The sequence below is a fragment of the Acidovorax sp. SRI_002 genome, assembly GCF_057586455.1.
Map to the genome: position 1 here is coordinate 487,473 of NZ_JBYCZW010000004.1, position 12,703 is coordinate 500,175.

At 66.7% G+C, this 12,703-nt stretch carries 12 protein-coding genes; 9 read left to right on the forward strand and 3 right to left on the reverse strand.

The window, feature by feature from the left end; translation table 11 throughout:
- Window positions 1-95 precede the first annotated feature (95 nt).
- The 7 genes from AC2YJX_RS13490 to AC2YJX_RS13520 all read left to right on the forward strand — a co-directional run bounded on the left by AC2YJX_RS13490 (window position 96) and on the right by AC2YJX_RS13520 (window position 7,694).
- A complete protein-coding gene (locus AC2YJX_RS13490; RefSeq protein WP_487256298.1) occupies window positions 96-1,115 on the forward strand; it encodes a LacI family DNA-binding transcriptional regulator in 1,020 nt (339 codons plus the stop codon).
- Between the two features lie 17 nt (window positions 1,116-1,132).
- Window positions 1,133-2,146, forward strand: a complete 1,014-nt coding sequence (locus tag AC2YJX_RS13495) for an ABC transporter substrate-binding protein (protein WP_487256299.1) — start codon at window positions 1,133-1,135, stop codon at window positions 2,144-2,146.
- Window positions 2,147-2,165: 19 nt separating this feature from the next.
- Entirely contained in the window at window positions 2,166-2,999 is an 834-nt protein-coding gene (locus tag AC2YJX_RS13500; protein ID WP_487256300.1) for an ABC transporter permease, read from the forward strand.
- A gap of 8 nt (window positions 3,000-3,007) precedes the next feature.
- Window positions 3,008-3,805, forward strand: coding sequence for an ABC transporter permease (locus AC2YJX_RS13505; protein ID WP_487256301.1), 798 nt, complete (start codon window positions 3,008-3,010; stop codon window positions 3,803-3,805).
- Window positions 3,795-4,856 carry an ABC transporter ATP-binding protein gene (locus tag AC2YJX_RS13510; RefSeq protein WP_487256302.1) on the forward strand — a complete coding sequence of 354 codons (1,062 nt, stop codon included), beginning with the start codon at window positions 3,795-3,797 and terminating at the stop codon, window positions 4,854-4,856. The genes AC2YJX_RS13505 and AC2YJX_RS13510 overlap by 11 nt, the downstream gene beginning before the upstream one ends.
- A gap of 37 nt (window positions 4,857-4,893) precedes the next feature.
- Window positions 4,894-5,721 (forward strand): phosphodiesterase, encoded by an 828-nt coding sequence (locus AC2YJX_RS13515; protein WP_487256303.1) that lies wholly within the window; start codon window positions 4,894-4,896, stop codon window positions 5,719-5,721.
- 320 nt (window positions 5,722-6,041) lie between these two features.
- Window positions 6,042-7,694, forward strand: a complete 1,653-nt coding sequence (locus AC2YJX_RS13520) for a Na/Pi cotransporter family protein (protein ID WP_121422825.1) — start codon at window positions 6,042-6,044, stop codon at window positions 7,692-7,694.
- Window positions 7,695-7,815: 121 nt separating this feature from the next.
- Here AC2YJX_RS13520 and AC2YJX_RS13525 read toward each other — a convergent pair whose 3' ends face one another.
- The gene (locus AC2YJX_RS13525) at window positions 7,816-8,727 is read right to left on the reverse strand and encodes a LysR family transcriptional regulator (protein WP_228896560.1); all 912 of its coding nucleotides are present in this window, start codon (window positions 8,725-8,727) and stop codon (window positions 7,816-7,818) included.
- A 95-nt stretch (window positions 8,728-8,822) separates the two neighbouring features.
- Between AC2YJX_RS13525 and AC2YJX_RS13530 the strand changes: the two genes are divergently transcribed.
- Complete coding sequence (locus AC2YJX_RS13530; protein WP_487256304.1) at window positions 8,823-9,872, forward strand: NAD(P)H-binding protein; 1,050 nt, start codon at window positions 8,823-8,825, stop codon at window positions 9,870-9,872.
- On the opposite strand, the gene AC2YJX_RS13535 is transcribed toward AC2YJX_RS13530, so the two are convergent.
- Together AC2YJX_RS13535 and AC2YJX_RS13540 are read right to left on the reverse strand one after the other, a co-directional pair.
- Complete coding sequence (locus tag AC2YJX_RS13535; protein WP_228896557.1) at window positions 9,826-10,683, reverse strand: NUDIX hydrolase; 858 nt, start codon at window positions 10,681-10,683, stop codon at window positions 9,826-9,828. The two genes, AC2YJX_RS13530 and AC2YJX_RS13535, sit on opposite strands and share 47 nt — an antisense overlap.
- Window positions 10,680-11,663, reverse strand: coding sequence for a quinone oxidoreductase family protein (locus AC2YJX_RS13540; RefSeq protein WP_487256305.1), 984 nt, complete (start codon window positions 11,661-11,663; stop codon window positions 10,680-10,682). Before AC2YJX_RS13540 ends, AC2YJX_RS13535 begins: the two co-directional genes overlap by 4 nt.
- A 140-nt stretch (window positions 11,664-11,803) precedes the next feature.
- On the opposite strand from AC2YJX_RS13540, the gene AC2YJX_RS13545 reads away from it, so the two are divergent.
- On the forward strand, window positions 11,804-12,703 hold the full coding sequence (locus tag AC2YJX_RS13545; protein ID WP_121505642.1) for a DMT family transporter: 900 nt from the start codon (window positions 11,804-11,806) through the stop codon (window positions 12,701-12,703).

Genomic DNA, 12,703 nt, shown 5'->3' on the forward strand with positions numbered 1-12,703 from the left:
CGCCAGTTGCTCTTGTCGCATGCCGTGTCATGCGCATGTCACGGTCAGCGGTTGCAATGTAAACGTTTACATCAAATGTATTGCACCAAACTGCCATGAGCATTCTGGAAGTCGCCCGCGAGGCCGGTGTGTCGGTTGCCACCGTGTCGCGTGTTTTCAACGTGCCTGACAAAGTGGCCCCGGCCACGCGCGAGCATGTGGAGCACATCGCCCGCACCCTGGGCTATCTGCCCAACGCCAGCGCGCGCACCTTGCGCACCCAGCGCAGCCGCGTGCTGGGCGTGGTGTTGCCCACGCTCACCAACCCCGTGTTTGCCGAATGCCTGGAAGGCATTGCCCAGGCCGCCGTAGCGGGTGGCTACGCCATCTCGCCGTTCACCACCGACTACCGCCTGGACCAGGAAGACCGCGCCGTGAACCTGCTGCTGGCGGGCAACGTGGACGGGATGATCCTGGTGGTTTCGAACCCCGCCACCTCCACCGCACTGCAGCGGCTGGCCGAGGTGGGTCTGCCCTATGTGCTGGCCTACAACCACCACCCCGATCACCCCTGCGTATCGGTGAACAGCGAGCTGGCTGTGGCCGACGTGGTGACCCATCTGGCCACGCTGGGGCACCGCCGCATCGCCATGGTCAGCGGGCTGCTCAGCGCCTCTGACCGCGCGCAACAACGCTGCCGGGGCTACGCGCGCGGCATGGAGCAGGCAGGCCTGCGGGCCCATCCTGTGTTGCAGGTGCCCTTCGTGGCCGCTGCGCCAGAGGTGTTGGGCGAAGCCCTGAACAGCCAAGACCGCCCCACGGCCCTGGTGTGTTCCAACGACCTGCTGGCCATCCGCAGCATCCGCGCCGCGCACCTGGCGGGCCTGGCGGTGCCGCGCGACCTGAGCGTGGTGGGCTTCGACGGCATTGCGCTGGGGCAAGACCTCACTCCGCAACTGAGCACCGTGGTGCAACCCAATGCCGACATCGGCCGCCACAGCGTGGAGCTGCTGGCCCAGGCCGTGGCCAGTGGCAACCCGCTGGGGCCCGACATGGGTCTGACGCTGGCGCACCAGTTCCGCGCTGGCGAGTCCTGCGCACCGCCCGCCTCTTCCCTTGTTCCTCCCCTCACCTGAACCCAAGGAGCTGATCCATGAAAACAACCCTCAAAAACTTCACCCGCGCCACGCTGCTGGCCTGGGGCCTGGCAGTCGGTGCCACGGCCATGGCGCAAAACGCCATCTGCTACAACTGCCCGCCCGAATGGGCCGACTGGGGCAGCCAGATCAAGGCCATCAAGGCCAAGACCGGCATCACCGTGCCACCAGACAACAAGAACTCCGGCCAGTCGCTGGCCCAGCTGGTGGCAGAAAAAGCCAGCCCCGTGGCGGATGTAACCTACCTGGGTGTGACCTTCGCCATCCAGGCGCAAAAGGACAGCGTGGTGGCCGCCTACAAGCCCGCTGCATGGGCCGAGATTCCCGATGGCCTGAAGGACCCTGCAGGCCACTGGTTCACAATCCACTCGGGCACCCTGGGCTTCATGGTCAATGTGGATGCACTCAAGGGCAAGCCCGTGCCGCAGTCCTGGGCCGACCTGCTCAAGCCCGACTACAAGGGCCTCATCGGCTACCTGGACCCGGCATCGGCCTTCGTGGGCTATGTGGGCGCTGTGGCAGTGAACCAGGCGCGCGGCGGCACGCTGGACAACTTCGGCCCTGGCATCGACTACTTCAAGGCGCTGCAGAAGAACGAGCCCATCGTTCCCAAGCAAACGTCTTACGCCCGTGTACTGTCGGGCGAGATCGCGATCCTGCTGGACTACGACTTCAACGCCTACCGCGCCAAGTACAAGGACAAGGCCAATGTGCAGTTTGTGATCCCCACTGAAGGCACGGTGGTGGTGCCCTACGTGATGAGCCTGGTGGCCAACGCGCCGCACGCCGACAACGGCAAGAAGGTGCTGGACTTTGTGTTGTCGGACGAAGGCCAGGCGCTGTGGGCCAATGCCTACCTGCGCCCCGTGCGCGCCAGCGCCATGTCCAAGGAGGTGCAGGCCCGCTTCCTGCCTGCCAGCGAATACGCACGCGCCAAAACGGTGGACTACAGCAAGATGGCCGCAGTGCAAAAGGCCTTCTCGGACCGCTACCTGAAAGAAGCCCAGTAAGCCGGGGCGAGCTGGAGAGATGCACATGCGCCACAACAGCTTTGCTCCATCCCGCGCGCTGCTGCTGGCGTGTACCGCACCTGCCGTGGCATTCTTTGCAGCGTTCTGGCTGCTGCCCATCGTGCAGCTGATTGCGCTGCCCGCCAGCAAGGGCTGGGAGACCTACTTTGTGGTGCTCACCCACCCGCGCTACCTGCAAAGCCTGCTGCAGACACTGGGGCTGTCCCTGGCGGTGACGCTGGCCACCCTGGTGCTGGGCGCGGCCGTGGGCATCACGCTGGCGCGGCACCGTTTTACAGGGCAGCAGCTGCTGCTGTCGCTGCTGACGTTGCCGCTGTCGTTTCCAGGCGTGATCATTGGTTTTTTCATGATCTTGCTCGGTGGCCGCCAAGGCTTGGTGGCCGACCTGACGGACGCGCTGGGCCTGGGCCGCGTCACGTTTGCCTACGGCCTGGCCGGGCTGTTCCTGGCCTATCTGTACTTCTCGCTGCCACGGGCCGTTGCGACCTACACAGCGGCGGCCGGGGCCATGGATGCGGCGCTGGAAGAAGCCGCCCGCTCGCTGGGCGCGCCGCGCTGGCGGGTGGTGTGCGACGTGTGGGTGCCCGAACTCGCGCCCACCACGCTGTCGTGCGGGGCCATTGTGTTCGCCACGGCCATGGGCGCGTTTGGCACCGCGTTCACGTTGTCCAGCAAGTTCGAGGTGCTGCCCATCACCATCTACAACGAGTTCACCAACTACGCCAACTTTGCACTGGCCGCCAGCCTGTCGATCACCCTGGGGCTCATCACCTGGGTGGTGCTGTGGCTGTCCCGCCGTGTTGCGGGCCCGGCACCGGCTGCCGGGGCGTAACCACCACCATGCGCACGACCCAACAAGCCTCCTTCCCCCTGCTGGCGCTCACGGCGCTGGTGGCGGCGTTCATGCTCGCCCCCATCGCGCTGTCGGTGATGGCGGGGCTCGTCAACAACTACAGCACTGGCATTTCCAGCGGGCTCACCACACGATGGCTGCACGAGGTGTGGGACCTGTACGGTGGCACCGTGGGCTGGTCGCTGGGCCTTGCGCTGCTGTGTGTGCTGGGCAACCTGCTGATCGGGGTGCCCTGTGCCTATGCGCTGGCACGCAGCCGCTCGCGCGCCGCACGCCTGTTTGAAGAACTGCTGACCTTGCCAGTGGCCGTGCCCGGCCTGGCCAGCGCGCTGGCCTTGATCCTGGCCTACGGCACGCTGCAAGGCTTTCGCACCAGCTTTGCGTTCATCCTGGTGGGGCACATGGTGTTCACCCTGCCGTTCATGGTGCGCACCGTGGGCGCTGCATTCCAGCGCAAGGAGCTGCTCTCGCTCGAAGAGGCGGCACGCTCGCTGGGTGCCAGCTTCGGGCAGCGCTTTCTGGGTGTGCTGGTGCCCGCCGTGCTGCCCGCCATCGTGGCGGGCAGCCTGATGGTGTTCACGCTGTCGGTGGGCGAATTCAACCTCACCTGGATGCTGCACACCCCGCTGACCCGCACCCTGCCCGTGGGCCTGGCCGACAGCTATGCGTCCATGCGCATCGAGATCGGCTCCGCTTACACGCTGGTCTTTCTTATCGTCATCCTGCCCGTGCTGTGGGGCCTGCAGGCCGTCGGCACCCTGATCGAAAAACACCATGGAACTTGAACGCACGCGCGTGGAGATAAACCAATGCGCCAAAACCTACCCTGATGGCACGCGGGGCCTGCGGCCGACCGACCTCACTGTGGAGCCCGGCGAGGTCGTCGCCTTGCTGGGGCCATCGGGCTGCGGCAAGACCACACTGCTGCGCCTGATTGCCGGGCTGGAGGCGCCCGATGAAGGCAGCCGCATTGCCTTTGGCGGCACCGACGTGACGCGCCTGCCCATCGAGCAGCGTGGCATCGGCATGGTGTTCCAGCACTACGCCTTGTTCCCGCAAATGACGGTGGCCGCCAACATCGGCTACGGCCTCAAGATCCGCAACGTGCCCGAGGCCGAGCGCCGCCGCACCGTGGGCGAGCTGGTGGACCTGGTGCGCCTGCAAGGGTTGGAACACAAGCGCCCCGCCGAGCTCTCCGGCGGCCAGCGCCAGCGTGTGGCCCTGGCCCGCGCCGTGGCGGTGCGCCCCCGCGTGCTGCTGCTGGACGAGCCCTTGACCGCGCTGGATGCCAAACTGAAGGAGTCCCTGCGCGACGAGTTGGCCGACCTGCTGCGGCGCCTGCACATCACAGCCATCCATGTCACCCACGACCAGCAGGAAGCCCTGGCCATTGCCGACCGCCTGGCGGTGATGCACGCGGGCCAGATCGTGCAGGTGGGCGATGGCGAGACGCTGTACCGCGCGCCCACCCACCCCTTTGTGGCGCAGTTTCTGGGCCGCGTGAACCGGCTCCAGCGGGACGCCGCCGCAAGCGCCCAGGCCGTGTTGATGCTGGGTGGGCTGCCTCTGCCCTGCCCTGCCGCCGTGCAGGCCCACACGGCCTTGCTCGTGCGGCCTGAAGACATCGAGGTGTCGGCCCTTCAAACTGGCTGGGGTCAGGCCGAAGTCACGCGCCGCAGCTTTCTGGGCGACCGCGTGCAACTGGTTCTGACCCTGGCCGACCAGCCCCCGCTGATGGCCGATGTGCCGCGCGACCACCCCGCCCGCACGGGCGACACCGTGGGCGTGCGCATCGCCCCCGAGCGCCTCATGCCCTGCCACGAAACCAGCGACTGACCCAGCCAGCCCTACCCCGCCTGCACGCCTTTTAGCCATGACCACCACGCTGCTGCTCCAACTGTCTGACCCCCACATCCGCGAGCCCGGCCGCCTGGCCTATGGCCGCATCAATACCGCGCCCTATCTGGCCGAGGCCGTGGCCAGCGTGAACCGGCTGCCGCAGGCGCCCCATGCCGCCGTCATCACTGGCGACCTGACAGACTTTGGCCGCGCCGCCGAATACGAGCACCTGCGCGCCCTGCTCATGCCGCTGAACATGCCGGTGTACCTGCTGCCCGGCAACCACGACAGCCGCGAGCAGATGCGCGCGAGCTTTCCGCAGCACCACTACCTGGGGTCCGAGGGCTTCATCCAGTACAGCGTGCCGGTGGGCGGCATGCAGCTCATCGCGCTCGATACCGTGGTGCCCGGCGCCAGCGAGGGCAGCCTGTGCACAGAGCGCCTGCAATGGCTGGAGGAAGAGCTGGCACGCCACACCAGCCGCCCGGTGGTGATCGCCATGCACCACCCACCGTTTCGCACGCTGATTGGCCACATGGACGACATCGGCCTGCGCGAAGGCGCCGATGCGCTCGAAGCCATCGTGGCCCGCCACCCGCAGGTGGAGCGTGTGATCTGCGGGCACCTGCACCGGGCCATCCAGGTGCGGTTTGGCGGCACCATCGCGGCCACCGTGCCATCGCCCGCGCACCAGGTGCGGCTGGACCTGGCGCCCGACGCCGCGTCGGCCTGGATGCTGGAGCCGCCCGGCTTTGCGCTGCACGCCCTGCCTGCGGGGGGGCGGCTGGTCAGCCACACCGTGGCCAGCGGCCAATACGCGGGGCCCTACCCGTTTCATGACGGCGGGCAGCTGATCGACTGAAAAAACGGGCCCTGGCGACAAGACCTCCACCGCCGAGCACCCAGCCGCGACAGGGTCATCGCTGCACAACTCCTCAATCAGGAGTATGCTTATATGTCAGTTTTGTGACAAATGGTCCGGGTGCCGCAGTATTTTCTGCGCGCTCTTCATCCCGGAAGCCGAGCAGCCAGGCTCATGCCTCCCCGCCTGCCGCCGCCTACGGGCACAGAAATGAATGAAACCGCTTCCCTGCACGGGCGCCAGCTTTAACGCTTGCGTCTGCGCAGTGCATGGCGCATGCTCGTTTGGGTGGACACAAGAAGAAGAAACAACGGTTTTTCATGAAGCATCTCTTGAATCTGTTGGCAGCGGTGTCGCTGCTGATCTGGGGCACCCACCTGGTGCGCACCGGCATCCTGCGTGTCTTTGGCGCCAATTTGCGCCAGTTGATCGCGCACAGCGTCAGCAACCGGTTCACGGCCGTGCTGTCGGGCATCGGGGTGACCGCCGTGGTGCAGTCGAGCACGGCCACGGCGCTCATCGTGTCCTCGTTCGTGGGCCAGGGCCTGGTGGGCCTGCCCGCCGCGCTGGCTGTGATGCTGGGCGCCGACGTGGGCACGAGCGTGATGGCGGTGGTGTTCTCGATGGATTTGTCCTGGCTGTCGCCCCTGTTCATCTTCGCGGGTGTGGTGCTGTTCATCTCGCGCAAGGACACGGCCGTGGGTCGGGTGGGCAGGGTGCTGATCGGCCTGGGGCTGATGCTGCTGGCGCTGCGCCTCATCACCGAATCGACCACGGTGCTCACCCAGTCACCCACGGTGCGTACGCTGCTCGGGGCGCTGACCAGCGACCTGCTGCTGGAGATCTTCACCGGCGCCATCCTGGCCATCGTGGCGTATTCGAGCCTCGCCACCGTGCTGCTCACCGCCGCGCTGGCAGGCTCCGGCGGCATCCCGCCCGACGTGGCGCTAGGCCTGGTGCTGGGCGCCAACCTCGGCAGCGGCGTACTGGCGGTGCTGACCACGATGAAGGCCAACGTGCAAACGCGCCAGGTGCCACTGGGCAACCTGTTCTTCAAGATCATTGGCGTCATCATCATGACCCCGCTCACCGGGCTGTGGCTGCAGCATGTGCGCCCCTACGTGCCCGAAATCGCAGCACTGGTGGTGCTGTTCCACCTGGCATTCAACGTGGTGGTGGGCATCATCTGCATCGGCCTGACGGGCACAGTGGCGCGCGTGGTGCAACGCCTGCTGCCTAAGGAAAAGGCGCAGGCTGCGGGCACCCGCCCCCAGCATCTGGACCCCTCCGCCCTGGCCACGCCCTCGCTGGCCATTTCGTGCGCCGCGCGCGAGGCCCTGCACCAGGCCGACGTGGTCGAATCCATGCTGCTGGGCCTGCACAAGGTGATCCGCACCGACGACCTGCAGCTGGCGCAGGACCTGCGCAAACTGGACGACGAGGTGGACGGCCTGTACTCGGCCATCAAGTACTACATGACCAAGATCTCGCGCGAGGCCCTGGATGAACGCGAGGGCCGCCGCTGGGCCGACATCATCAGCTTCACGATCAACATGGAGCAGATCGGCGACATCATCGAGCGCGTGCTGATCGACATCGAGGACAAGAAGATCAAGAAGGGTCGCCAGTTCTCCGAAGCGGGCATGGAAGAAATCAACGAACTGCACGCCCGCCTGATCGACAACCTGCGCCTGGCGATGAGCGTGTTCCTCAACGGCAGCGTGCGCGATGCGCAAAAGCTGCTCGAAGAAAAAGCCCGCTTTCGCGACCTGGAACACGCGTATTCCGCCACCCACCTGGCGCGCCTGTCGGACAACACGGTGCAAAGCATCGAGACCAGTTCGCTGCACATCGACCTGATCAGCGAACTCAAGCGCATCAACTCGCTGCTGTGCTCGGTGGCCTACCCGATTCTGGAATCGGCCGGAGCACTGGCGCCCAGCCGGCTAAGGGCGATGGCGGACCAGGCTTGAGAAGCGCCTTCAGCAGAAATTCAAGCCTTTTCTGGTCTCTAGCGCTTTATCCATAAGCGCTAAAAGCTATTATTTTTATAGCAAAACCTCACCACTGCCGCTGTGCGGCGTTGTCTCGCCGTCACTCCACGTCCGCCACGTAGCGCTGCAGCCCCGTCCACAACGCATCCAGCGTGACCTTGCAGCGCGGGCTGGCGCGCAGGTCTTCGTGCATCACCACCCAGGTTTCCAGCCCGTACACAAACTGCTGTGGCAACACATGCACCAGCGCCGGGGTGCTACGGCGCGCCAGTGCCACCTGGCAAACGCCAATGCCGCCCCCGGCGCGCATGAAAGCCAGTTGCGCCACATCGCTGTCGCTGCGCACTGCAAACTGGTCGCGCCGCCACGCGGGCACCGCCTTTTGCGCGGCGCGCAAAAAGGGCGTTTCTGCATCAAAACCAATCAGGCGGTGGTGGGGGAGGTCGGCCAGCGTCTCGGGCACGCCGTGCGCCTGCAGGTAGCTGGGGTGGGCGTGCAGTCCCAAGGGAATGCTGCCGACGCGGCGGGCGATCAATGCGTCCTGGCGGGGCTCGGTCATGCGGATGGCGATGTCGGCCTCGTGCTGCAGCAGGTCCTGCACGCGATTGCTGAGCACCAGTTCCACCGTCAGCGCCGGGTGCTCGGCTTGCAGTTGCGCCAGGATGGGCGGCAGCACCTCCACGCCGATCACCTCGCTGGCCGTCACCCGCACCGTGCCCCGCACGCCGCCGCCATGGCTGTCGGCTGCGCGCACCAGGGCAGCGGCGGTGTGGCCCATGGCTTGCGCGTAGGGGCGCAGCGCCAGCGCCGCCTCGGTCGGCAGCAGGCCCTGCTGCGAGCGGGTGAACAGCACCAGTCCCAGCGCCTGCTCCAGCGCCGCAATGTGGCGCCCCACCGTGGGTTGTGTCACCCCCAGCGCGCGGGCTGCGCCCGAGAGCGATCCCTCTTGCACCACGCCCAGGTACGAGCGGTACAGCTCCCAGCCAATGTCTTTGTGTGCAGGTTGTGTCATACACAAATGTATAGCCATGCGCTGATTTTCGGTAATTCCATTTCACAACACCCACGACCACACTGCATCCATCACCACTTTTTTTGGAGCAAAACATGGCAAACACAGGCAATACGGTTCTGGTTCTCGGTGCGACCGGGGGCATCGGTGGCGAAGTGGCGCGGCAGCTGCGCGACCGGGGATGGCAGGTGCGCGCACTGCACCGGGGCGTGGCGCAGGCCGGGGAGCAACGCGACGGCATGGCCTGGATTCGCGGCGACGCGATGCGGCGCGAGGACGTGGTAGCCGCTGCCGCAGGCTGCGACGTGATCGTGCACGCGGTCAACCCGCCCGGCTACCGGCGCTGGAGCGAGCTGGTGCTGCCGATGATCGACAACACCATTGCGGCGGCCACCGCAGTGGGTGCCACCGTGGTGCTGCCCGGCACGATCTACAACTACGGGCCCGACGCCTTCCCAGTGCTGCGCGAGGACTCACCGCAGCGCCCCCACACCCGCAAGGGCACTGTGCGCGTGGAGCTGGAGCGGCGCCTGCAGCAGGCGACCCAGCCCCACCCGCTGCGCGCGGGCACCTGCCGCGTGCTCATCGTGCGGGCGGGGGACTACTTTGGCCCCCAGGTGGGCAACAGCTGGTTCTCGCAAGGCCTCGTCAAGCCCGGCCAACCCGTGAAGGCGGTGAACCTGCCCGGCGCACCCGGCGTGGGCCACCAATGGTCATACCTGCCCGACGTGGCGCGCACCATGGTGCAGTTGCTGGAGCGCCGCGCCACACTGCCCGCGTTTGCACGCTTTCACATGGCCGGGCACTGGGACGCCGACGGCACGCAGATGGCCGCCGCGATTGGCCGCACCGTGGTGGCACATGGTGGTGCGGCCCCGCACGTGCGGGCCTTTCCGTGGTGGCTGGTCACACTCGCCTCGCCGTTTGTGGCCACGCTGCGCGAACTGCGGGAGATGCGCTACCTGTGGAGGCAACCGGTGCGCATGGCCAACGACCCGCTGCGCGCCGTGCTGGGCGAAGAGCCCCACACGCCGCTGGACGCGGCGGTGCAGGCCACGCTGTTGGGTTTAGGCTGCCTGTCAGGGGCCAAAGCGCCGCTCACAGCCCCAGGAAACCCGCAATCACCAGCCCGGCTTCCAGCGTGAACCGGCCCTGGGCAACCTGCGCGCGCACCTCTTCCAAGGGCAGCAGTGCAAACTCGTCCACCTCGCCGTCCTGGTTGTCGGGCGCCATGCCCTCTGGCACCACGGCGCGGAACCAGTCGATGCGCTCGACCATGTACCCCGCGCCGCCCCCCTCGCTGCTGGGGCGGCTGAACAGCACATGGCCACCGTGCGCCACGCCGGCAAGGGTGTGCACATGCAGCCCGGCTTCTTCCCAGGTCTCGCGCACCAGAGCTTGGGGCAACGAGTCGGCGGCCGAGATCATGCCGCCCATCAGCGTGTCCCACAGGCCTGGGTCGTTGGGTTTGTTCAGCGAACGCTTTTGCACCCACATGCGCCCATCGGGTGCCAGGCCCACCAGGTGCACGGCGCAGGTGGTGATGCCCAGCACACGCACGGCACCCCGCTCCACGGTGCCCACGACTTCGCCGCTGGGGTTGGTCACCGCCAGTTGCTCGTTGCGCCACGGGCCACACAGGTTGGCGTCGCGCAGCGCTTCGGCCAGGGTGTTCAGGGCGTCGGTGGTGGCGTTGACGTTGGCATCAGAGGCAGCTTCGGGCGGCAGATGCAGACTCCATGCAGGGGCGCCGCCATGCTCACCCATTGATAGCTGGTAGCGCTTATCCAATAAGCGCTGGAGGCTTATTTTGCTTAGAAATCCTTCCGCCACCGACCCTACCACCTGCCCCGCCACCCGCAAGGGTTGGCGTGGCTGGCGGGCGGGCTGGTGCGCCAGTTGCCGCGCGCCCACCAGCCACTGGTCGAACGATGCGCCGGGGTAGGAGGCTGTCACAGCGTGAGAATGGTGCAGCCCGTGGTCTTGCGTGCTTCCAGGTCGCGGTGCGCCTGCTGCACGTCGGCCAGCGGGTAGCGCTGGTCGATGTGGATCTTCACCTGCCCACTGGCCACCACGGCAAACAGGTCGTCGGCCATGGCCTGCGTGCTTTCGCGCGTGGCGATGTGGGTGAACAGCGTCTGGCGAGTGACGTAGAGCGAGCCCTTGGCGCCCAGCGAACCCGGTGCAAACGGTGCCACGGGGCCCGAGGCGTTGCCGAAGCTGGCCATGAGGCCAAAGGGACGCAGGCAGTCGAGTGACTTGTCCCAGGTGTCCTTGCCCACCGAGTCGTACACCACCTTCACGCCCTTGCCGCCGGTGATCTCTTTGACCCGGGCTGCGAAATCTTCTTTTTGATAGTTGATGGCGTGCGCCGCGCCGTTGGCCAGGGCCAGCTGGCACTTGGCATCGGTGCCTGCCGTGCCGATGAGCTGCAGTCCCAGCGCCTTGGCCCACTGGCTGGCGATCAGGCCTACCCCACCCGCAGCGGCGTGGAACAGCACATGGTCGCCGGGCTGCAGGCCTTCCACGGGCAGCGTCTTCTTGAGCAGGTACTGCGCCGTCAGGCCCTTGAGCATCATGGCCGCGCCCGTCTCAAAGCTGATGGCATCGGGCAGCTTGCACACACACTTGGCGGGCATCACCCGCACTTCGCAATAAGCGCCGGGGGGCTGGCTGGCGTAGGCAGCGCGGTCGCCCACCTTCAGGTGCGCAACGCCCTCGCCCACGGCTTCGACCACGCCCGCGCCTTCCATGCCGATGGTGGCGGGCATGTTCAGGGGGTACAACCCCGTGCGGTGGTACACGTCGATGAAGTTCAGGCCGATGGCGTGGTGGCGGATGCGGATCTCGCCGGGGCCGGGCTCGCCCACGGTGACGTCAACGATGTGAAGTTCTTCGGGACCACCGTGCTGGCGGATCTGGACGGCAAGGCTCATGGCAAAACGCTCCTGGATAACGGGTGTTGAACGGGTCCCCAACGGGCATGGATAGGGCCTGTAACGGGCGAGACAAACGGCGGCCATCCTGCCATGAATCTGAAAGCCTTGTCCTGCCCTGCACCGTTACAGTGCAGCCCATGACTCAAAGACTCACGCCCGGTACGGCGGCGCTGCTGGTGATACCGCCGCTGCTGTGGGCTGGCAACGCCGTCACAGGCCGGCTGGTGCACGACCTGATCCCGCCCATCACGCTCAATTTCATCCGCTGGGTGCTGGCTTTCTTCATCCTGCTGCCGCTCGCGTACAACGTGCTGCGCAAGGACAGCCCGCTGTGGCCCCACTGGCGCCGCTATGCACTGCTGGGGCTGCTCGGCATTGGCCTGTACAACGCGCTGCAGTACATGGCGCTGCAGACTTCCACGCCCATCAACGTGACGCTGGTGGGCTCCAGCATGCCGGTGTGGATGCTGGCCGTGGGGGCGCTGTTCTTTGGCGCGACGGTCACGCGGCGGCAGCTGCTGGGCGCGCTGCTGTCGATGTGTGGCGTGCTGCTGGTGCTCAGCCGGGGCGAGTGGTCGCAGCTGCTGGCTTTTCGCCTCGTGCCAGGCGATGTGTTCATGCTGCTGGCCACCATCTCGTGGGCGTTCTACAGCTGGCTGCTGTCGCGCACCAGCGAGCCCGCCCGCATCCGGGGCGACTGGGCCGCTTTTTTGATGGCGCAGATGGTGTTTGGCCTGGCATGGTCGGGCAGCTTCGCGGGCGTGGAATGGGCGATGGGCCACACCCACATCGCATGGGGCTGGCCGCTGATCGCAGCGCTGGCTTTCATCGCCGTGGGCCCCGCCGTGCTGGCCTATCGCTGCTGGGGCGTGGGGGTGGAGCGCGCCGGGCCTGCGGTGGCGGGCTTCTTCGTGAACCTCACCCCGCTGTTTGCGGGCATCCTGTCGGCCGCCTTTTTAGGGGAAACCCCACAGCTTTTCCACGGTGTGGCATTCGCACTGATCGTGGGCGGGATCGTGGTGTCGTCGCGGCGATAG